General features: G+C 72.1%; 16 protein-coding genes. 6 read left to right on the forward strand and 10 right to left on the reverse strand.

Annotated elements, in window-relative coordinates:
* The first annotated feature begins 104 nt into the window (after window positions 1-104).
* Both ACIRP2_RS14415 and ACIRP2_RS14420 read left to right on the forward strand, forming a co-directional pair.
* A complete protein-coding gene (locus tag ACIRP2_RS14415; RefSeq protein ID WP_404249987.1) occupies window positions 105-1058 on the forward strand; it encodes a GNAT family N-acetyltransferase in 954 nt (317 codons plus the stop codon).
* Between the two features lie 181 nt (window positions 1059-1239).
* Window positions 1240-2151 carry a GNAT family N-acetyltransferase gene (locus tag ACIRP2_RS14420; protein ID WP_404249989.1) on the forward strand — a complete coding sequence of 304 codons (912 nt, stop codon included), beginning with the start codon at window positions 1240-1242 and terminating at the stop codon, window positions 2149-2151.
* Here ACIRP2_RS14420 and ACIRP2_RS14425 read toward each other — a convergent pair.
* Together ACIRP2_RS14425 and ACIRP2_RS14430 are read right to left on the reverse strand one after the other, a co-directional pair.
* Entirely contained in the window at window positions 2123-3253 is a 1131-nt protein-coding gene (locus tag ACIRP2_RS14425; protein ID WP_404249991.1) for an alpha-L-fucosidase, read from the reverse strand. The genes ACIRP2_RS14420 and ACIRP2_RS14425 overlap by 29 nt on opposite strands.
* A 136-nt stretch (window positions 3254-3389) precedes the next feature.
* Complete coding sequence (locus tag ACIRP2_RS14430; protein WP_404249993.1) at window positions 3390-4757, reverse strand: GH1 family beta-glucosidase; 1368 nt, start codon at window positions 4755-4757, stop codon at window positions 3390-3392.
* Window positions 4758-4926: 169 nt separating this feature from the next.
* On the opposite strand from ACIRP2_RS14430, the gene treZ reads away from it, so the two are divergent.
* Window positions 4927-6708 carry a malto-oligosyltrehalose trehalohydrolase gene (gene treZ / locus ACIRP2_RS14435; RefSeq protein ID WP_404249995.1) on the forward strand — a complete coding sequence of 594 codons (1782 nt, stop codon included), beginning with the start codon at window positions 4927-4929 and terminating at the stop codon, window positions 6706-6708.
* A gap of 177 nt (window positions 6709-6885) precedes the next feature.
* On the opposite strand, the gene ACIRP2_RS14440 is transcribed toward treZ, so the two are convergent.
* Both ACIRP2_RS14440 and ACIRP2_RS14445 read right to left on the reverse strand, forming a co-directional pair.
* A complete protein-coding gene (locus tag ACIRP2_RS14440; protein WP_404249997.1) occupies window positions 6886-8013 on the reverse strand; it encodes an aminopeptidase P family protein in 1128 nt (375 codons plus the stop codon).
* Between the two features lie 71 nt (window positions 8014-8084).
* Window positions 8085-8720 carry a nucleoside/nucleotide kinase family protein gene (locus ACIRP2_RS14445; protein ID WP_404249999.1) on the reverse strand — a complete coding sequence of 212 codons (636 nt, stop codon included), beginning with the start codon at window positions 8718-8720 and terminating at the stop codon, window positions 8085-8087.
* Between the two features lie 145 nt (window positions 8721-8865).
* Between ACIRP2_RS14445 and ACIRP2_RS14450 the strand changes: the two genes are divergently transcribed.
* On the forward strand, window positions 8866-9252 hold the full coding sequence (locus tag ACIRP2_RS14450) for a VOC family protein (RefSeq protein WP_404250001.1): 387 nt from the start codon (window positions 8866-8868) through the stop codon (window positions 9250-9252).
* 33 nt (window positions 9253-9285) lie between these two features.
* On the opposite strand, the gene ACIRP2_RS14455 is transcribed toward ACIRP2_RS14450, so the two are convergent.
* Both ACIRP2_RS14455 and ACIRP2_RS14460 read right to left on the reverse strand, forming a co-directional pair.
* On the reverse strand, window positions 9286-9942 hold the full coding sequence (locus ACIRP2_RS14455; protein ID WP_404250003.1) for a LuxR C-terminal-related transcriptional regulator: 657 nt from the start codon (window positions 9940-9942) through the stop codon (window positions 9286-9288).
* A complete protein-coding gene (locus ACIRP2_RS14460) occupies window positions 9930-11159 on the reverse strand; it encodes a sensor domain-containing protein (protein WP_404250005.1) in 1230 nt (409 codons plus the stop codon). The genes ACIRP2_RS14455 and ACIRP2_RS14460 overlap by 13 nt, the downstream gene beginning before the upstream one ends.
* A 164-nt stretch (window positions 11160-11323) precedes the next feature.
* Between ACIRP2_RS14460 and ACIRP2_RS14465 the strand changes: the two genes are divergently transcribed.
* Both ACIRP2_RS14465 and ACIRP2_RS14470 read left to right on the forward strand, forming a co-directional pair.
* Window positions 11324-12046: an ABC transporter ATP-binding protein gene (locus ACIRP2_RS14465; protein ID WP_404250007.1), complete on the forward strand. Its 723-nt coding sequence runs from the start codon at window positions 11324-11326 to the stop codon at window positions 12044-12046.
* Window positions 12043-14703 carry an FtsX-like permease family protein gene (locus ACIRP2_RS14470; protein ID WP_404250009.1) on the forward strand — a complete coding sequence of 887 codons (2661 nt, stop codon included), beginning with the start codon at window positions 12043-12045 and terminating at the stop codon, window positions 14701-14703. Before ACIRP2_RS14465 ends, ACIRP2_RS14470 begins: the two co-directional genes overlap by 4 nt.
* A 173-nt stretch (window positions 14704-14876) precedes the next feature.
* Here ACIRP2_RS14470 and ACIRP2_RS14475 read toward each other — a convergent pair whose 3' ends face one another.
* From ACIRP2_RS14475 to ACIRP2_RS14490, 4 genes are all read right to left on the reverse strand, one after another.
* On the reverse strand, window positions 14877-15809 hold the full coding sequence (locus ACIRP2_RS14475; RefSeq protein WP_404250011.1) for a LysR family transcriptional regulator: 933 nt from the start codon (window positions 15807-15809) through the stop codon (window positions 14877-14879).
* 152 nt (window positions 15810-15961) lie between these two features.
* Window positions 15962-17155, reverse strand: a complete 1194-nt coding sequence (locus ACIRP2_RS14480) for a glycine C-acetyltransferase (protein WP_404250013.1) — start codon at window positions 17153-17155, stop codon at window positions 15962-15964.
* 51 nt (window positions 17156-17206) lie between these two features.
* Window positions 17207-18235, reverse strand: a complete 1029-nt coding sequence (gene tdh, locus ACIRP2_RS14485) for an L-threonine 3-dehydrogenase (protein ID WP_404250015.1) — start codon at window positions 18233-18235, stop codon at window positions 17207-17209.
* 319 nt (window positions 18236-18554) lie between these two features.
* A complete protein-coding gene (locus tag ACIRP2_RS14490; protein WP_404250017.1) occupies window positions 18555-21353 on the reverse strand; it encodes a bifunctional YncE family protein/alkaline phosphatase family protein in 2799 nt (932 codons plus the stop codon).
* Between the last annotated feature and the right edge of the window lie 45 nt (window positions 21354-21398).

A 21398-nucleotide genomic window follows, 5' to 3' on the forward strand; every position in this document is an offset into this window, starting at 1 on the left:
CTGGCCCGCAATCCCGGGGGCGGCAGGGAATGGACGTTGCTACTGTCCCCCACCGGTGGTCCGGCCCGCACGGAGCACCCTGTCACGCACTTCGAGGAGACCGCATGTCCCCCGCATCACGGGAACTGACCGTCCGTCCGCTCCACGGCCCCCAGGAGCTGGGGCTCTTCAGCCGGTTGTCGTACGTCCTCGACGACGAGCTCGCCGAGGACCTGGAGAGCGGACGCCGCCGTCCCGAGTGGATGTGGGTGGCGTTGCGCGGCGAGCGCGTGGTGGCGCGGATCGCCTGGTGGAGCCGGGACGGCTCGGTGCCCCTGCTGCTGGACTTCTTCGATCTCGACGACACCCTGCCCGAGCCCGAACGCGGTGAGGCCGGACTGCGGCTGCTGGAGGAGGCGACGGCGGCGGTCGTGCCCGTCGGTGCCCCGCGGCCCGAGTACGGACGGTTCGTGCCGCCCGACTGGCGCGAGGACCCTGTCGCCCGCGACGTCGTGGAGGCCCGGATCCGGGTGATGGAGCGCTCCGGCGCGCGGATGCTGGTCGAGCGGCTGCGCCTGGAGTGGCGCGCCGGTACGCCGGTCCCCGCGGACAGCGGGCGGCTGCGGTTCCGTCCGGTCGACGGACGGGACGATCTCCTCGCCCTGATGACCCCGGTGATGGAGGGCACCCTCGACGCCCACGGCCGGGCGGACCTGGCCTCCGGGCTGAGCGCCCGCGAGGCGGCCGAGAAGCACTACGACGAGGAGCTGGCGGGGTACTCGACACCGCGGGAATGGTGGCGCGTCGCGGAACTTCCCGGTGGTGAGCCGGTCGGGTTCGTGATCCCGGCACGCAACAGCTACAACCCGATCATCGCCTACATCGGCGTACTGCCCGACCGGCGCGGCCGGGGCTACATCGACGACCTCCTCGCCGAGGGCACCCGGGTACTGGCCGCGCAGGACGGTGTGGAACGGATCCGGGCCGCCACCGACCTCGGCAACGTCCCGATGGCGAAGTCCTTCGAACGTCTCGGGTATGTGAACTTCGAGCGCGCCTTCGACATGGTCTGGGACTGAATCGGATGGACGGCCGGCCGGACCGCCGTATACGGTGACGGGGATCCGCCCGAGAACCGAGGAAGGAGGCGAGAACAGTGCGTACCCGTACCACTTCATTCCCGCGCTCCCGTCCCGTTCGCCGGGCGGTTCCCGTTACGGTCTGACCGGGAGCGCATCGCTTCTTCCGGAGGACATTTCCATGACCGATCTGGTCGTCCGCGCGCTCACCGAGAGCGACGCACATCTTTTCCACACCCTGCGCTGCAGCGATCTCGTCGGCCGCGCCGCCTTCGGGCATCGTTACGCCACCTCGCTCAACGGCGGCGACTACCGGCCCGAGTGGACCTGGATCGCCGTGCGCGACGGTGTCGTGGTGGCTCGGGCCGCCTGGTGGGCCGGGCCCGACGACACCGAGCCGGTGCTGCTCAACTGGTTCGATTTCGCCGACGGCGAGGACGAGGCGGGCACCGAACTGCTGCGCCGCGCACCGCTGTACGCCGAGTACGAGCTGATCCTGCCGGCCGACTGGCGGGAGCGGCCCGACGTCCGTGGCGCCGCGAAGGCCCGGATCGCCGCCGCCCGTGCGGCCGGGATGAAGCCGCTGGTCGAGCGGTACCGCTACGAGTGGACACCGGAGTGCGGCCTGCCCGCGCGGCCCGGGCGGCTGGTCTTCCGCCCGGAGCCGGACGACGCGGTGATCCTCGACGTGCTGCGCCGGGTCCACTCCGTCACACTGGACGCGCATGCCCGGCGGGCCGTCGAGGGCCCCGGCGGTCTGGAGCAGGCGGCGCAGGAGGAACTCGACTTCTTCCGCTGGTGCCCGTCACCCCGTTCCTGGTGGCAGCTGGCGTACACCCCCGACGGCGAGCTGGCCGGCATCCATGTGCCCGCCCACAACCCGTCCGGCCCGTGCATCGGCTTCATCGGGGTCGTACCCGAGCAGCGCGGGCACGGCTACGGGTACGACCTGCTCGTCGAGTGCACGCGCTTCCTGGCGGCCGAGGGCGCCACGCTCATCGCGGGCGCCACCGACCGGGGCAACGCGCCGATGGCCGCCGCGTTCGCGCGGGCAGGCCATCGCATCAACCAGGAACGTGTCCACATGGTGTGAGTTCCGGGGTGAGTTCCGCCAGCCAGTCCAGGCGGAGCTGCTGCTCGGCGGGGATCGTCGCGTCCTCGCCGCGCGGCCCCACATTGAGCAGCAGGTTGCCGCCCGCGGCCGCCGTCCCCCGCACCAGCGCGTCCAGCGCGTCCCGCCCGAGATACGCCTCGGGCGGGGAGTTGCGGTTGTAGCCGAAGCTGTGGTCGATGCCGCGGGTGATCTCGTACGGGTCGGGTCCGGTGTAGCGGGCGAATTCGGGGGTGCGGAAGTCGTAGTAGGGGGGTTTGCGCGGGACGAAACCCTCTCCCTGGGCGATGGTGCGGCGCTCCCAGCGGTCGTACAGGGCCTTGGCGCCCGGGAGTTGCAGTGCGCGCCACATCGGTGCGTAGGGGAACAGCCGGTCGTTGACGACTCCGTGCGGGACGGTGAAGCGGTAGTACGCGACGAGCCGTTGCACCTCGGCGCGGGAGGCCGGCCAGGCGATGTCGTTCCAGAGGATGTCGGGGCGGTAGCGCCGGATCAGCTCGCGCATCTGGGCGTTCGCGTATGCGGGGTAACTGCCGCGCGGGACCGCGGACACGGTGTCCGCGCCGGTTCCGATGGGGCGGTCGTCGAAGGTCCAGTCGAGTCCGCCGGAGTAGTACACGCCGAAGCGGAGCCCCTCGGCCCGTACGGCTTCGGCGAACTCACCGACCACGTCGCGCGTGGTGTGCCAGCCGGCGCGGTGCGGGTTCTCGACCTCGGAGGGCCAGAGGCAGAACCCGTCGTGGTGTTTGGTGACGAGGACGGCGTAACGGGCGCCCGCGGCGCGGAAGCCGCGGGCCCAGGCGGCGGGGTCCCAGGTGTCCAGGGCATCGTTGAAGTCGCCCCCGAAGGCGGTGTACGGACGGGTGCCGTAGGTCGCGCGGTGGTGGGCGGAGACGGGACTGTCGGGGAAGCGGAGCGCGTTCTCGTACCACTCGGCGTACGACGTCCAGCCGAGCGGCGAGCGGCGGCCCGCCAGCGGCAGTTCGTCCGCCGGAACGTAGGGCGGGGCCCAGCCCGGGACCGAGGCGGGCGTCCAGTGCACAAAGATCCCCAGTCGGGCCCGGGACCACCATGAAGCAACCATGGCGCGAAGTATTGATCACACAGGGGGCCGTACGTAAGATCCGGGCCGCAATGGCGTACGCGGGCGGCTGTGCCGGGCCGTACCCGGCGTCGACGGTGGTGACGGTGAGGACGGGGTTCCGGTGTGGCGCGTCGGGTCAGTGGGCTGAGCCGCCGGTGCCGGACTTCTGCGCTCGGATCAGGTCGCGGTACCAGGCGTACGAGTCCTTCGGAGTCCGCCGCAGCGTCTCGTAGTCGATGTGGACGAGGCCGAACCGCTTGCCGGCCCCTTCGATCCATTCGACGTTGTCGGTGAGGGACCAGGTGAAGTAGCCGCGGACGTCGACGCCCGCGTCGATGGCCGTGCGCAGGGCCTTCAGGTGTCCTTCGAGGTAGGCGATGCGCCGGGTGTCCCGGGCGGGCTCGTCGACGGCGCAGCCGTTCTCGGTGATGTAGATCGGCGGAAGCCGGTCGCCGAAGCGGTCGCGGAGCTGGACGAGGGTTTCGCGCAGGCCGTCGGGGACGACCGGCCAGCCGAAGTCGGTCTTCTCGTAGCCCTCCATCTCGCGGATGCCGAAGGGGAGTCCGGCGGGCAGCTCGAAGCCGGAGAAGGAGCCCAGGGCCTCCGCGTCGGGAGCGCCGACGAGGGTGGGGTTGTAGTAGTTGACCCCGTACCAGTCGAGCGGGGCGGAGATGGTCGACAGGTCGTCCTCGACCGGGCCGGGCATCAGCGCCGCGAAGTTCTCGTCGGGGTAGCGCCCGGTGAGGATCGGATCGGCGAACAGCCAGTTGGTGATCGTGTCGTACAGCTCTGCGCCGAAGCGGTCCTCGTCGGTGTCCCCGGCGGTCCGGACGGGGGTGTGCGAGAGCGCGATGCCGATGTTGTCCGCGCCCTCGCCGCGCAGGGCGCGGACGGCCAGGCCATGGGCGAGGAGCTGGTGGTGGGCGGCGGGCAGGGCGTCGAAGAGGAGGGTGCGGCCCGGCGCGTGCTCGCCCAGGGCGTAGCCGAGCAACGTCACTTCGGCCGGTTCGTTGAGGGTGATCCACATCGGTACGCGGTCGGCGAGGCGCTCGGCGACGATGCCCGCGTACTCGGCGAAGCGGTAGGCCGTGTCCCGGGTGAGCCAGCCGCCCGCCTCGTCCAGCGGCAGCGGGGTGTCCCAGTGGTAGAGGGTGGGGGCCGGGGTGATGCCGTGGGCGCAGACCTCGTCGACGAGCCGGTCGTAGAAGTCGAGCCCCCGCGGGTTGACCGGTCCGCTGCCGCCGGGCACCACCCGCGGCCAGCTGATGGAGAACCGGAAGGCGTCGGCGCCGAGGCCGGCCAGGAGGGCGACGTCCTCGCGGTAGTGCTGGTGGAAACCGGTCCCCCGGGTGGTGTCGGTACCGTCCTTGATCCGTCCGGGCTGTGCGGCGAAGGCGTCCCAGCCGGAGGGCCCCTTGCCGTCGGTGTCGGACGCCCCTTCGGTCTGGAAGGCGGAGGCGGATGCTCCCCAGAGGAATCCGGGCGGGAACGACGGCACGTTCATCTCGGCCTCCACAGCCGTAAGAGGGAGTGCGTATTGAGCGGAACCTGGCGGGGCAATGATCAGAACCAGACCTTAATCGCCAGTAACGGGCTCGATCCAGTGTCGTGAGGCAGCCGTGGCGGCTACTGCCGACCATGGGACACGGGGGCGAGGAGACGAGGAGCGTTGCATGCTGTTCGAGGTATGGGCACCGGATGCGGACTCGGTCGGACTGCGGCTGGGGGGTGAACCGCGGGCGATGGGGCGCGATCCCCTGCGGGACGGCTGGTGGACGGTGGACGCGGAGGCGTCCGACGGGGACCGCTACGGCTTCGTCCTGAACGTCGGCACCGACGGCGCGGGCGGCGGGCCGGTGCTGCCCGATCCGCGGTCGCGCCGCCAGCCCGACGGGCCGGACGGCGAGAGCGCCGTCGTCGACCACTCGGCGTACGGCTGGCGCCATGACTGGGCGGGCCGCGGGCTGCCCGGCGCCGTCCTGTACGAGCTGCACATCGGTACGTACACCGCCGAGGGCACCTTCGACGCCGCGGCGGCCCGCCTCGGCCACCTCGCCGAACTGGGCGTCACCCATGTGTCCCTGATGCCTGTCTGCCCCTTCCCCGGCACGCACGGCTGGGGATACGAGGGGGTGTCGCCCTGGGCCGTGCACGAGCCGTACGGCGGACCGGAAGGTCTCAAGCGCTTCGTCGACACGGCGCACGGTCTCGGGCTCGCGGTCCTCCTGGACGTGGTCCACAACCACCTCGGCCCGTCCGGCAACCACCTTCCGGCCTTCGGCCCGTACTTCACCGACACCCATCACACCCCGTGGGGCGCGGCGGTCAACCTCGACGCCTCCGGTTCGGACGAGGTGCGGGCATATCTGCTGGGCAGCGCGCTCGCCTGGCTGCGGGACTACCGGCTCGACGGGCTGCGGCTGGACGCGGTCCACACCCTGGCCGACACCCGGGCACTGACCTTCCTGGAGGAACTGTCCACGGCGACCGACGCGCTCGCGGCCGAACTCGGCCGTCCGCTGTCGCTGATCGCCGAGTCCGACCTCTGCGACCCGCGGACGACCACACCGCGCGATTCGGGCGGCATCGGACTGCACGCCCAGTGGAACGACGACTTCCATCACGCCCTGCACACCGCGCTGACGGGAGAGTCGCAGGGGTACTACGCCGACTTCGCCGCCGCCCCGCTGACCGCCGTCGCCAAGACCGTGACGAGCGCGTTCTTCCACAACGGCACGTACTCCAGTTTCCGCGGCCGTACCCACGGCCGTCCCGTCGACATCGCCCGCACCCCGGCCCACCGCTTCGTCGGCTATGCCCAGACCCACGACCAGATCGGCAACCGGGCACTGGGCGACCGGCTGTCGGCCACGCTCTCCCCCGGCCTGCTGGCCTGCGCCGCGGCCCTCGTACTGACCGGGCCGTTCACCCCGATGCTGTTCATGGGCGAGGAGTGGGGCGCCCGTACCCCCTGGCAGTTCTTCACCGGCCACACCGATCCGGCACTCGCCGAGGCGGTCCGCAACGGCAGGCGGCGTGAGTTCGCCGCCCACGGCTGGGCCGCGGACGACATCCCGGACCCGCAGGACCCGGCCACCCGGAACCGCTCCTGCCTGGACTGGAACGAACCGGCGCGGGAGCCGCACGCCCGGCTGCACGCCTGGTACCGCGAGCTGATCGCCCTGCGCCGCACACTGCCCGACCTCTCCGACCCGGATCTGGCGTCGGTGCGCACCGCCCACGACGAGCAGGCACGCTGGCTGGCGTACCGCAGGGGCGATCTGCGGATCGCGGTCAACCTCGACGAGAAGCCGGCCACGATCGCACTGGGCGGCGGCCGGCGCCGCGGTGCCGGAGTCAGGGTGGTGGCCGCCTGGGAACCGCTGCGGGCGCCCGGCGAGGACGGGCTGCTGCACCTGCCGCCGGAGTCGTGCGTGGTGCTGGCCGACGAGTGAGGCACCGGGGGGGGGGCCGGGGACCCCGCGGCCCTGCGGGGGCCCACAGGCGTCCCGGCGTGCGGGCCGGGGCAGTGGCCGGGCCGGGACGAGGACGGACACGGGGCGGCGGCCGGGAACGGGGGCCCGCGCCGGCCGGCGGACCCGTGCGGGCGCCCCGCACGGCGCCCCGTCCCGCTACTCGACGATCGCCAGTTCGCGGGCGGTGCTGTTGAGGCGTCGGCCGCCGTCCTCGGTCACGGTCACGATGTCCTCGATCCGGACACCGAACCGGCCGGGCAGATAGATGCCCGGCTCCACGGAGAAGCACATTCCGGGCACCAGCGGCTGCTCCTCGCCCTCGATCATGTACGGCGGCTCGTGGGTGGTGACGCCGATGCCGTGGCCCGTGCGGTGGATGAAGCGTTCGCCGTAGCCGAACTCGGTGATGACGGCACGGGCCGCCCGGTCGATCTCCTGGCAGGCGATGCCGGGCCGGACCGCGTCGCAGCCCGCCTCCTGGGCCTCCCGCACGATGTCGTGGACCCGCTGCTCCTCGGCGGTCGGTTCGCCGACGTGGACCGTACGGGAGGTGTCGGAGCCGTAGCCGTGCTTGAGGCCGCCGAAGTCGAGCACCACCATGTCGCCCCGTTCGATGGTGCGGTCGCCCGCCTCGTGGTGCGGATTGGCGCCGTTCGGACCGGAGCCGACGACCGTGAAGTCGACCTGGGAGTGCCCGAACCGCTTCAGCAGGGCGGCCAGTTCGGCGGCGATGTCGGTCTCCTTGCGGCCGGCGAAGCGGACCTTGAGGATCTCGCCGTACGTGGCGTCGGCGGCGGCCCCGGCGGCCGCGAGCCGTTCCAGCTCGGCGGCGTCCTTCACCGCGCGCAGCATCGGCAGGGCGTCGGTGAGGGATACGTACGAGGTGTCCGGGAGCGTCCGCTGCAGTCCGAGCAGATGCATCGCCCAGGCGTTGTCACTGACCGCGAACCGGCCCCGGCCGTCGAGCAGCGGGGCGGTGACGGCGTACGGGTCCTTGCCGTCGGTCCAGTCCCGGAAGGTGAGGGCCGGTGCGCCGACGGCCCTCTCGGCGTCCGGGGCCTCCAGGGTCGGGACGACGAGGACGGGGTCCTGCCCGGCCCTGAGGACGAGAACGGTGAGGCGTTCGGTGTTCACGGGCTGGTAGCCGGTGAGATGGACGAGGTCGGGTCCGGGGGCGACCAGCACTCCCGCGAGCCCGGCCTCGGCGGCGCTCTCGGCGGCACGCGTCATCCGGGCCCGGTAGTCGTCGGCGGTGAACGGTACGGGCTGGTCGGGGCTGGACATGCAAAACCTCCTGGGGGCGCGACACGGCACACAGCATCCTGCCCGTGCGCACCTCTCCGCGCGAGCGGGAATCAGGTCTCCGGCCGCGCCCGCACCACGAGGTCGGCGCGCGAACGCCCCCGCTCGACCAGGCGCGCGTTCGGCTCGTCGGACTCGGCCACCCAGCGCTCCGCGCGGGGCCGCGGCTTGCCGAACCGCACATGCCGGTCGACGAGCCGGCGTACCCGCAGGGCCGGTTCGCTCTCCAGGAACCACGCCTCGTCCAGCAGCCCGCGTACGGATGCCCAGGCTCCCTCGTCGTGCAGGAGGTAGTTGCCCTCGGTGACGACGAGCGGGACGTCCGGGGTTACGGGCACGGCCCCGGCGATCGGCTCCTCCAGGGCCCGGTCGAAGGCGGGGGCGTACACGACGGTGTCCGGTTCCGGGCGGCGCAGGCGTCGCAGCAGAGCGGCGTACCCGGCGGCGTCGAAGGTGTCCGGGGCGCCCTTGCGCCCGGCCCGGCCGAGCCGTTCCAGCTCGGCTCCGGCGAGGTGGAAGCCGTCCATGGGGACGAGGACCGCGAGACCGCCGAGCGCCTCGACGAGCCGCGCGGCCAGGGTGGACTTCCCGGCCCCGGGCGGTCCCGCGATTCCGAGGATGCGGCGGTGGCCGGGCACGGCGAGGCGCCGGGCGCGGGCCGTCGGCCCGGTGAGGTCGCTGATGTCCATGCGGGCATTGTCCCGCCACGCGCCCTGCGGATGTCATGGCGGGTGCCGTCGTGGTGCGGTCGACGCGCCCTCCCCGGATGCGGGTAGTGTTACGTATAACCAACACCGCTCGTCAGGCCCCTGCCCACCCCCTCCGAGGAGTCACGTGCCCCACATCGCCCTGGTCACCCTGGTCGTCCGCGACTACGACGAGGCCATCTCCTTCTACACGGACGCCCTCGGCCTCGAACTGGTGGAGGACACCGACCGGGGCGACGGATCGCGCTGGGTGGTCGTGCGTCCACGCGGCACCGAGGGGACGGGACTGCTCCTTGCCCGCGCCAAGGACGAGGCGCAGCGGGCGAGCATCGGTGCGCAGACGGGCGGCCGGGTCGGCTTCTTCCTGCACACCGAGGACTTCACGGGCGACCACGCCCGGATGCTGGCCGCCGGGGTGCGGTTCCTGGAGGAGCCGCGGCACGAGCCGTACGGATCGGTGGCGGTCTTCGAGGACCTGTACGGCAACCGCTGGGACCTGCTCCAGCCGGAGTGAGGAGGTCCGGGCGGGGAGGCGGCCCCGGCGCGCTCAGCGCGTGCTGCCCTCCAGGTATGCCAGTACCGCGAGCACGCGCCGGTGCACCGTGCCGTCGTCCGGTTCCAGGCCGAGCTTGGCGAAGATCGAGCCGATGTGCTTGCTCACGGCCCGTTCCGTCACCACGAGTTCGGTGGCGATGGTGCCGTTCGCCTTGCCCTGCGCCATCAGCTCCAGGACTTCGCGCTCGCGCGGAGTGAGGCTCTGCAGGGGTTCGGCCGACGACTTGCGGGTCAGCAGCTGGGTCACGACCTCGGGGTCGAGCGCCGTGCCGCCGCCCGCCACCCGGTCGAGCGCCTGGAGGAACTGGTCGACCCGGCCCACCCGGTCCTTGAGCAGATAGCCGATGCCCCGGGCGCCCCGGGCGAGAAGCTCGGCGGCGTACGTCTCCTCGACGTACTGCGAGAGGACCAGGATCGGCAGGTCGGGCAGCTCCGCGCGGGCGGCGATCGCGGCGCGCAGCCCCTCGTCGCGGAAGGTGGGCGGGAGCCGTACGTCGAGCACCGCGGCGTCCGGGCGGTTTTCCAGCAGGGCCGGCAGGATCTCGGGCCCGGTCGCCGCGTCGGCCACCACTTCGTGGCCCGAGCTGGTGAGCAGGAGGATCAGGCCCTCTCGCAGCAGCGCGTTGTCCTCGGCGATCACGATCCGCACGGCAGCTCCACTTCGATGTTCGTCGGCCCCCCGGTGGGGCTGCTGATGCGGGTGGTGCCGTCGAGGGCGGCTATCCGTCGCCTGATGCCGACCAGCCCGCTGCCGGCACGTTCGTCCGCGCCGCCGTGACCATCGTCGCCGATGACCACCCGCAGGGCGGCGGGGGTCCGGTCGATCCGCACGCCGGCGGCCGTGGCGCCGCTGTGCTTGCTGATATTGGTGAGGGCCTCGGCGATCACGAAGTAGGCGGCGGCCTCGATCGCGGCCGGGAGCCGTCGCCCGTCCTCGACACCGTCGAGTTGCACGGTGACGGGCACGCCGACATCGGCGGCCAATGCCCTCACCGCCCCGGCCAGTCCACGGTCCGTCAGTACGGGCGGATGAATGCCGCGCACCACGTGCCGCAACTCCGCGAGGGCCTCGTCGGCACCGTCCTGTGCCTCGTCGAGGCGGATGCGGGCGGCTGCCGGGTCCCGGTCGAGGAGCTGTTTGGCGAGGCCGATGCGCATCGACAGGGCGACGATCCTGGCCTGGGCGCCGTCGTGCAGATCCCGTTCGATGCGGCGCAGTTCGGCACCGTGTGCCTCGACCGCCCCGGCCCGGCTCTCGGTCAGCTGGGCTATCCGGTCGGCGAGGGCGCCGGACGGCGACCGGGTGAGCAGGGACCGGGTCCAGGTCGCCGACAGATCGGCGAGTACGGCGTGCCAGCGCAGCACCCACCCCTGGCGCACGGGCGGCGGCGTGCCGTACTCGTCGGCGGACCGCCGGTCCAGCAGATGTGCCACGGGCAGCGCGACTCCGTCCACGAGCAGCCCCACCGGCCACAGCACCATGGCGAGGTAGCCGAGGACATTGCCCATGAGCGCCTGGACCGGCAGCCAGAGCGCGTCGCGCCGGACCGTCGGGTCGGTGAGGACGCAACGGACCCGTTCGGAGAGCTCGCCACCGTCCAGGGGGAGGTACGGCGTCGGTGTGGACGGAACACCGAGCCGCGCTGCCGCCCTGCGGCGCTCGAACTCCGCGAACCGGCGAAGCAGCTTGGCGGCCTCGGGCAGGGCCGGCAGTCCGATGAGCGCGACGGCGAACATCAGGGCCGCCACCACCAGGAACGTGCCCGTGTAGGCGAGCAGCGCGACCGGGACGCCGATGAACAGGTAGCGCGACGCATCCCACGAACGCCGGATGGCGACCGTCAGCGGGGCGGCAGGGGTGCTCATGACCCTTCACGTTACGGGGGTGCACCGGCCTGCGGAGTGGCGCCCTCTCCCGAGCCGTGGTGGAGCTGGCTGCACCCCCGGTCCGGGAGCCCTCACCCTCGTCCCGAACCTGTCGCGCTCTTATTGTTTACGCAGGTCAGAAGGCATAGGACGAAGAAGGAACGGTGGGTTCGACGGTGGAGACGATCACGGGGGTGCGGGCGACCGCGCTGACTCTGGAGTCGGTGAGCCGACGCTACGGGCGGCGCGGTGGCGGTCGGGAGGCGGTCGCGCTCGACGCGGTGAGCTGCACGGTCCCGGCCGGGAGCTTCACCGCGGTGGTGGGCCCCTCGGGATCAGGGAAGAGCACCTTCCTGCAGTGCGCGGCGGGCCTGGACCGTCCGACCGAGGGGACCGTACGGGTCGGCGGCACCGATCTCGGCTCGCTGTCCGAGGCCGCGCTGACCCGGCTGCGCCGGGACCGGATCGGTTTCGTCTTCCAGTCGCACGCCCTGAACCTGGTGCCTTCGCTGAACATCGAGGAGAACGTCGTGCTCCCGCTGGTGCTGGCGGGCGCCGACCCGGCGGACGAGCGGGTACTGACCCGCGGCCGGGACCTGCTGGCCCGGGTCGGACTGGCGGGTCGCGGGAGCCAGGGCCCCGCGACGCTCTCGGGCGGCCAGCAGCAGCGGGTCGCGGTGGCACGGGCCCTGGTGACCGAACCCGATGTGATCTTCGCGGACGAGCCGACGGCGTCCCTGGACCCGGAGTCGGCGTCGCTGGTGCTCGGTCTGTTGCGGGACGCCGTACGGATCGACGGCCGCACGGTCGTCATGGTCACCCATGATCCGGTCGCGGCGAGCTGGGCGGACACCGTGCTGACGATGGACGGCGGTCGGCTGCGATGAGCACGGACACGAGCACGGCACCGGACACGGGCACACACACGCGGAGGTCCCGGACGGATGTGCGGTCCGGGGTGCGGCGGGCGTCGGCGTTCCTCGCCCGGCGTTCGCTGAAGGCCCATCGCCGGGCCTGGGCCGCGGTGTTCGCGGCGACGACGGCCGCGGCCGCGCTGATCGGCGCGTTCGCCCTCGTCGTCGGTTCGCTGCTGCTGGCCCGGCCGCCGGTGGAGCGCCATGCAGGAGCCGACGCGGTCGTGGCGGCCGACCAGGAGGTGACGTACACGGCGAAGCCGTGGGGCAGCGAGCCGCAGACCGCGAGGACGTATCTGCCGGAGCGGGTCCGTCTCGACCGCTCCGTGGTGGCGAAGGCGGCTGCCGCCGACGGGGTCGCGAAGGCCGTCGCGGACGATTCGGTCCCGGTGGCTGTAAGTGGCGGGACCGGCGGGAAGCCCGGGGGCGGTACGACTTCGGCCGTCGGCCGGTCCTGGGATTCCGCCGTGCTCACCCCGTACCGGCTGACGGCCGGACACGCGCCGCGCACGTCCACCGAGGTGGTCGTCGACCGCGCGCTGGCGGCCGCCGTCGGGGGCGCCCCCGGCAGCCATGTGACATTGCAGGCCGACGGGACACCCCGCCGGTACACCGTCAGCGGTGTCGCGGACACCGGTCGTCGGGACGCGGCCCCGGCTGTCTTCTTCACGGAGCGGCGGCTGACCGCCCTGGCCGGGCACCCGGGAACGGTCGACGCCATCGGCATCGTCGCCGAGGAGGGCGTTCCGGCCGACGCGCTGCGGGCATCACTGGAGGCCGCGCTGCCCGACCATGTGCGCGGCGACCGCGAGGTCCTGGTCCTCACCGGTGCGGAACGCGGGCAGGCCGAGTACATCGACGCGCTCGGCACCCGGGGCGATCTCCTGCCGCTGCTCGCCTCCGTCGCGGGAACGGTCCTCATGGTCGCGCTCCTCGTGATCGCCACCACCCTCTCCCAGGCGGTCCACCAGCGCTCCGGCGAACTGGCCCTGCTGCGCGCGGTCGGCGCGACCCCCCGGCAGCTCCGGTCGGCCGTCGGCCGCGAGGTGAGCCGGGTGGCCGGCGCCGCCGCAGTGCTGGGCGGAATCGCGGCCGTACCGCTGGGGCTGCTGATGCGGTCCCTGCTGACCACGGACCCGCTGCCGCTGCCCGTACCGGTGTGGCTGCCGTTCGCCGCGGGTGCCACGGGCGCGCTGCTCGTCGCGTCGGCGGCCCGTCCGGTGTCGATGCTCGCGGCCCGGTCGATCACCCGGCTGCGGCCCGCCGCGGCGCTGGGAGCGGCCGGCGCGCCCGAGCCGGGCGAACCGGGCCGGCTGCGTACGCTCTGCGGTGCGGTGCTGGCCCTCGCGGGCGTCGGTTCGGCGGGTGCGGCAACGGCGCAGGGCGGGCAGGCCGCCGCGGTGGCCGCCTCGGGTGCGGCGACCTCGCTGATCATCGCGGTGGCGCTGCTCGGTCCGTGGATCGCCCGGATCGCCCTGCGGGTGCTCGGTGCACCGATCCGGCGTGGGGGCCGGGTCTCCGGGTTCCTCGCCGCCAGGTCCGCCGCCGCGCACCATCGGCGGCTCGGCGCGGCGATCACCCCCATCGTGCTGGTCGTGGCGTTCGTCTGCGTGCAGCTGGCGGCGGGCTCGACGCTGGAGCGGGCCGCCGACCGGCAGGCCGCCGCCGCGCTCCGGGCGGACCTGGTGGTGACGGGACCGGCCGCCGGGCTGCCGGCCGGCGCCGCACAGGCGGTGCGCGAGGCCCCCGGGGTGGCGGCGGCGACCGGTGTGCTGCGCTCCGGCGTCGTCCTCGCGCATCGCGAGCTGGGTGATCCGAAGCTCGACCGGATCCCGGTGCTGGGGGTGACGGCGGACCAGTTGTCCGGCACGCTCGATCCGCACGTCACCGCCGGTGATCTGACCCGCCTCACCGGCCGGGGCACGGTCGCGGTCGGTGAGGACCGGGCCGCCGACCTCGGCCTCGGCACCGGCGACACGGTGAAGCTCCGTCTCGGCGACGGTACGGAGGTACGGCTCCGCGTGGTGGCGCTCTACGAACGAGCCCTGGGACTGGGTGAGTTCATGCTGCCGCGCCAGGTCCTGGCCGGGCATGTCGCGGCGCCGAACGACCAGCGGATCCTGATCCGCTCGGCGAAGGGCGGGGCCGCGTCGGCCTCGGCGGTACGGCACGCACTCGCCCCGTACACGGGTGTGAGGGTCCGCCCCGCCACGGCCGACGACGTACGGATCGCCCCGCAGACGTCCGACGCCGACAACGCCATGATCGTCATCGGTGTGGGGGTGATCGGCGGCTTCGCGCTGCTCGCGGTGATCAGCACGCTGTCCCTGATCACGGTGGGCCGCCGCCCCGAGTTCCATCTGCTGCGGATGGTCGGCGCGGGCCGCCGCCAGGTGAGGCGGATGCTGGTCCTGGAGACGGGACTGGTGGCGGTGACGGGCCTGGTGATCGGCACGCTGGTGGCGGCGATCCCTCTGGTGGCGTTCGCGGTGTCGACGGCCGGTACGACGCCGTATCTGCCGCCGGAGCGTTACGGGGCACTGGTGCTGGCCGTGACGCTGGCGGCGGGTGCGGGGACGATGTGGCCGGGCTCGTCCGGCGGCCGGTTCGTCTTCAGGCGCAAGGCCTGAGCACGTGCCACGTCGCCGGACACGGGCGGGGCCCGGTCCCGAACGGTTCGCGTTCGGGACCGGGCCCCGTGGGCGAGAAGGCCGGTGTGCCGCGGAGCGGACGCGCCGCCCGTCACCGGCCTGCCGGGATCCCTCGCGAATCACCCCGCATCACGGCAGGAATCCGGCGCCCGTCACGTCGAAACCGGCAGGAGCAGGGCGCCCTCCCGAACCGCGGCCGCGGCCAACGCGGCCAGCACCGGTGCGATCAGCGGATGGCCCTCGGCCCCGTGCCGCACCGCGGCGAAGACCCGACGGGTGGGGGCGCTGCCCTCCACGGGGCGCACCACCACCCCCGTCAGCTCCATCCCCTGCAACGCCGACCGCGGCACCAGCGCCACCCCGGCACCCGCCCCGGCCAGCGCGACGACCGCGCGGAAGTCGTCCGAGGAGTGCTCCAGTCTCGGCTGGAACCCGGCGAACTCGCAGGACAGGACCACCACGTCATGGCACGGATTGCCGGGATACGGGCCGATCCACGGGTCCTTCTCCAGGTCGGCGATCGCCACCTGCTCCCGATCCGCCAGCCGGTGCCCCACCGGCAGCACCGCGTCGAACGGCTCCGAGTACAACGGCACCCGGGTCAGCCGCCGGTCGTCCTCGCCCGGCGCACCCCGGTACTCGACGGCGACCGCGACATCGACCTGCCGGTCCAGCACCATCGGCACACTCGCATCGCCCTCGGCGTCCTGGACGCGGACCCGGATACCGGGCGCGGTGAGCGTCAGTTCGGCGATCGCCGGGGCGAGTACCAGCCCGATGCCGGTGGCGAACGCGGCGACCGTGACCGTTCCGGCATCCCCCGCGTCGTACGCGGCGAGCTCCGCCTCGGCCCGTTCCAGCTGGGCGAGGACCGCGTTGGTGTGGGTCAGCAGGATCTCCCCGGCGGGGGTGAGCCGGGCGCCGCGCGCGTTGCGTTCGACCAGTCGGTGCCCGGTCTCCTGCTCCAGCGCGGCGAGCTGCTGGGAGACGGCGGAGGGGGTGAGATACAGCGCGGCGGCTGCGGCGGTCACCGTGCGGTGGTCAGCCACCGCACGGAGAATGCGCAGCCGTCGTGCATCGATCATGTGCCCCATTGTCCCAGGTCACGCACGAGACCCGGCCGCTCGGCCCGAGGCTCCCGTACAAAGACCCTCCCGGGCAGGGACAAGGACCGAGGAGGAGGACCGAGGACGAGAGAGCGGGCGGGGCTCCGTGGGGCGCCCCGCCCGCGATGCCGCTACTCCCCCAGTGCGGCGCGCGCGTCGACGAACGCGTCCACGGCCCGGTTCACATCCGCCGTGGAGTGCGCGGCGGAGAGCTGGACGCGGATCCGGGCCGCGCCCTGCGGAACCACCGGGTACGAGAACCCGATCACGTACACACCGCGCTCCAGGAGCAGCTCCGCCATCCGGCCTGCCTTCGCCGCGTCCCCGATCATGACGGGGGCGATGGCGTGGTCGCCGGGCAGGATGTCGAAGCCTTCCTCGGTCATCCGGGTGCGGAAGAGCGCGGTGTTGGCATTGAGCTGCTCGCGCAGGTCGCCCGCGGCCTCCAGCAGGTCGAGGACCTTGAGCGAGGCCGCCGCGATGACCGGGGCGAGCGAGTTGGAGAAGAGGTACGGACGGGAGCGCTGGCGCAGCAGCGCGACGATCTCGGCGCGTGCCGCCACGTACCCGCCGGACGCACCGCCGAGCGCCTTGCCGAGGGTGCCGGTGATGATGTCGACGCGGTCCATCACGTCGTGCAGCTCGGGCGTTCCGCGCCCGCCGGGGCCGACGAAGCCGACGGCGTGCGAGTCGTCGACCATGACCATGGCGTCGTAGCGCTCGGCCAGGTCGCAGATCTCGCGCAGCGGGGCGACGTAGCCGTCCATGGAGAAGACGCCGTCGGTGACGACGAGCCGGCGCCGGGCCCCCGACGCCTCCTTGAGCTGCGTCTCCAGGTCGGCCATGTCCCGGTTGGCGTAGCGGAAGCGCTTGGCCTTGGAGAGCCGGATGCCGTCGATGATGGAGGCGTGGTTGAGGGCGTCGGAGATGACCGCGTCCTCGGGGCCGAGGACGGTCTCGAAGACACCGCCGTTGGCGTCGAAGCAGGAGGAGTAGAGGATCGTGTCCTCCTGGCCGAGGAACGTGGAGAGCCGCTGCTCCAGCTCCTTGTGGACCTCCTGGGTACCGCAGATGAAGCGGACCGAGGCCATGCCGTAGCCCCAGCGGTCCAGGGCCTCGTGGGCGGCGGAGATCACCTCGGGGTGGTCGGCGAGGCCCAGGTAGTTGTTGGCGCAGAAGTTGAGCACCTCACCGGGACGGCCGCCCGCGGTGACGGCGACGCTCGCGGACTGCGGGGTGCCGATTACACGCTCGGGCTTGTGGAGTCCGGCGGCCTGGATCTCGTCGAGGGTGGTGCGCATGTCGTCGCGTACGGAGTCGAACATGAGGGGTGTCTCCCAGCTGTCTACGGTGGCGTCGTCTACGGAGGCGTCGGGTCAGGCGGTCCAGTCGAGGATGACCTTGCCGCCGCGGCCGCTCGCCGCGTCGTCGAAGGCCGCTTCGAAGTCGCGGTAGCCGTACCGGCCGGTGATCACGGGGGCGAGGTCGAGGCCGCCCTCCAGCAGTACCGACATGGCGTACCAGGTCTCGTACATCTCGCGTCCGTAGATGCCCTTGATGGTGATCATCGAGGTGACGATGCGGGACCAGTCGACGGGGAACTCCTCGGACGGGAGCCCGAGCATGGCGATCCGGCCGCCGTGCGTCATGTTCTCGATCATGTGGCGCATCGCCTCGGGCCGCCCGGACATCTCCAGGCCGATGTCGAAGCCCTCGCGCAGTCCGAGGCGCTTCTGCCCGTCGTAGATGGTCTCCTCGCTGACGTTGAGAGCGAGGCTGACGCCGACCTTCCGGGCCAGTTCCAGCCGGGCCTCGCTGACGTCGGTGATGACGACGTTGCGGGCGCCTGCGTGCCGGGCGACGGCGGCGGCCATGATGCCGATCGGTCCGGCGCCGGTGATCAGTACGTCCTCGCCGACCAGCGGGAACGACAGCGCGGTGTGCACGGCGTTGCCGAACGGGTCGAAGATCGCGGCGACGTCGAGGTCGACGGGGACCCGGTGCACCCAGACGTTGGACGCGGGCAGGGCCACGTACTCGGCGAACGCCCCGTCCCGGCCGACGCCGAGCCCGAGCGTGGAACGGCACAGGTGACGGCGTCCGGCCAGGCAGTTGCGGCACTTCCCGCAGACCAGGTGCCCCTCGCCGCTGACCAGGTCGCCGACGTTGATGTCGACGACGTCCGCGCCGATCTCCGCGACCTCGCCGACGAACTCGTGCCCGAGGACGAGCGGGGTGCGTACCGCCTGCTGGGCCCAGCCGTCGTAGTTCCGGATGTGCAGATCGGTGCCGCAGATGCCGGTGCGGAGCACCTTGATCAGTACGTCCGAGGGGCCGATCTCCGGCTCGGGCACGTCCATCAGCCAGAGTCCCGGCTCGGCCTTCTGCTTCACGAGTGCCTTCACGGCTGCGGCTCCCTGCGCTGTACGGCGTGGTGTACCCCGGGCCGGGGGCAGCCTTGGGGAAGCCTGCGGCCCGGGGAGGAATGAGAGGGACGGCATGGCAGCGCGCGTCGATCGGCTGCCGCGCACCATCCTCTGCCGTCACCGAGAAATCTGCCGCACCTCGCGCCACAGGTCCATCGAGGTTTTCTTAAGCGCGCCCGCAGCTGTGCTTCATGCCCGGTTCCTCCGTACGGGTTCCTCCGTACGAGTTCCTCCCCGCGGCAGGGCCGCGAGGACCGGCCGCCCGGAACGGGCGGGCGGCCCTCACAGCTCCTCGTGATCAGTCGCCGAGCTCCTGCGGCGGGTTGTCGCGGCCCGGCACCTCATCGGGCGCCAGGACGCGGTCGTCGCCCGGGTACGGCTTGGCCCATCCGGTGGAGGCGTACCAGGTGATCCGGTTCAGCTGCGCCGGATTCACCTGGTCCTCGACGGGGTGGGAACCCCCCGTGCTCCTCGCCTGGATCGCGCTCCAGGTCTCCCACCGCGCGGCGACCTGCCGCAGATGTGCGGGCACCTGCGGGCGCTGCGCACCGCTGTCCGCCGCCTTCGCGGCAGCCGCCGAGGCGGGCTTCTTGAGGCCGTAGTCCAGCGGGATCCGGTTGGGCAGGCTGTCGTACGGGGTGAAGTCGGGCTTCTCGGTGAACAGGTCGCGCATGGGCTCGGCGGCCCGGTCGATCTGGTTCATCGGCTGGGCGCCGAGCATCTGTTCGATGGTCTTCACCACGTTGATCTGGGTGTAGTACGTGGAGGTGACCGCCCCGCGCCTGGCGTAGGGGCTGATCACCCAGAGCGGCGCGCGGTGTCCGTCGACGTGGTCGACACCGGCCTGCGAGTCGTCCTGGACGACGAAGATCGCCGTGTCCTTCCAGAACTTGCTGTGCGAGATCGTGTCGACGACCCTGCCGACGGCGAGGTCGTTGTCGGCGACCATGGCGGTCGGGTACGGGTCGATGCCGCTGGTGCCGTTGGTGTGGTCCTGCGGCAGCGCCATCATGGTGAAGTTCGGCAGCTTGCCCTTCTTCTCGTAGTCCTTGAAGTACCGCTGCCAGATGTCGACCCGGTACTGGTCGGGGATGTCGGTGTCGAAGGTCGGGTACTCCGGGTGATTGATCCTGTTGACGGAGGGGACGTCGGAGGTCGACGGGTACGCCCCGATGGGGGTGTTGAGTTCCCCGGTCGCCCTGCCCTCCAGCACCTGGGAGTCGTGGTACCACTGCGACCAGGTCGGCGCGCCGGTCGCCGGGAGGGCGATGTTGCCCGCGTACTCGCTGAAGTTGTCGACGGTCTTGCCGGCACGTTCCACAGTGTTCCAGAGGAATCCGCTGCGCTGGTAGGCGAGGGCGTCGTTGCCGAGCGAGGGGTAACTGCGGTACCAGGTACCGAATTCGTGCTCGATGTAGTCGTTGTTGTCGGCCTGGGTCAGCCAGTTGTGTCCGTCGGCGGAGAGCGTACCGACGTCGTAGAAGTTGTCGTTGACGCCGAACTCGTCGGCCAGCGCGTGCTGGTTGGGGGTGACGGTCCGGCCGAACTGGGCCAGGGAAGGATCGCTGTCGCCCTTGCCGATGTCGCCGAGCACCTGGTCGTAGGTGCGGTTCTCCTTGATGATCAGGAAGATGTGCTTGATCTTGGAGGGACTGCCGAGCTTCGCCGGGACCACCTGCTCGCGGTCGCGCGCGGAGCCGTAGGTCTGCTTCTGCTTCAGCAGCTTCGCCCAGTCGTTGTTGACGAAGACCCGGTGGGTGAGCGCTCCGAGCTGCCGCTTGGACGGCATCGGGAACGTGGTGACGGAGGCGGTGTCGTTGTACGTGTTGTGACCGGTCGCCGTGCCACCGTTGTTGGGTCCGGCGCTCGGGCCCTGGCTGTTCTGGCTGGGGGTGCCGCGGGTACCGATGCCCTTGGCGTTGGTGACGACCACGTCGCCGGTGGCCCGGCTCACCCCGACACCGCTCGGGTACCAGTCGGTGGGGATCAGCCCTTCGTAGCGGACGGGGGCGATGCCGCCGTTCCAGCGGTACTGGGCCAGGGCGTTGTCCCGGCCGAGACTGACGAGCAGGGTGTGGTCGTCGGTGAAGGCGAAGGCGTTGGGAGCGCTGCCGACCGAGGAGCCGGGCAGCGGGTTGACGTTGAAGGTCTGGGTGACCTTCTTCGACGTCACGTCGACGACGGAGACGCTGTCGTCGTTGGAGTTGGCGACGAGCAGTGAACGCCCGTGGAGCAGCAGGGCACTGGGCTCCAGGCCGACGCGTACGGTCTTCGTCTCCTTCTCCGCGGCCAGGTCGACGACCGAGACGGTGCCGTTGGTGACGGCGCCGTTCGTGGTGTCGGCGACCACCGCGGTGCCGTTGGAGAGGTTGGTGTGGTCGCCGTCCTCCGCCGGACGTCCGCCCTCGTCGGACACGTAGGCCTCGCCGCCGGTCAGGACCACCTGGCGGGGCGCGTTGCCGACCGGGATCTCCTTGACCAGGGTGTTCGTCGCGGTGTCGATGACGCCGAGGGTGTTGCTGCCGTTGAGTGCGACGTAGAGCTTCGTGCCGTCGTCGGACAGGGCCATGCCACCGGGCAGGGCGTCGCCGTGCGGGCCCTTGAGGGTGATCGAGGCCGCGGGCGCGGGAACGACGGTGCCGTCGCCGTTGACGGTGAACCGCAGCAGGGTGTGGGACTGCGGGAACCAGAGGGTCTTGCCGTCGGACGAGTAGAGCGGTCCATCGGTGCCGGCCTTGCCGTCGCCGATCTTCTTGTCTCCGCCCGCCCCGGTGCCGACGCGCTGGAGGACAGCGCCGGTGGTGACGTCCATGAGGGTCAGATAGCCGGTGCCGTGCAGATAGGTGAGGGCGGCGAGGGTGCGTCCGTCGGGGCTGAGCGTGCTGGACAGCATCCGCGCGTCGTTCACCAGGTGGCGGGTGCCGAGCGGGGCGACGCGCTGGTTGTCGGGCAGCAGTATGCCGCGGGCGGTCGTCGTCCCGTCGACCTTGCTGTCGCCGAAGCCGCCGAGTCCGCCGTTGACACCGATGGCGGTGGCGGCTGCCGTGGTGCCGAGCGCGGCCACGAGAGCGACGGCCGTGATCGCCGTACCGCTCATTCTCCTGAAGGGTTTGCCGAGCATCCTGTCTCCTGTCGAGAACCG

The sequence above is a fragment of the Streptomyces sp. NPDC101194 genome (assembly GCF_044767885.1).
GTDB lineage: Bacteria > Actinomycetota > Actinomycetes > Streptomycetales > Streptomycetaceae > Streptomyces.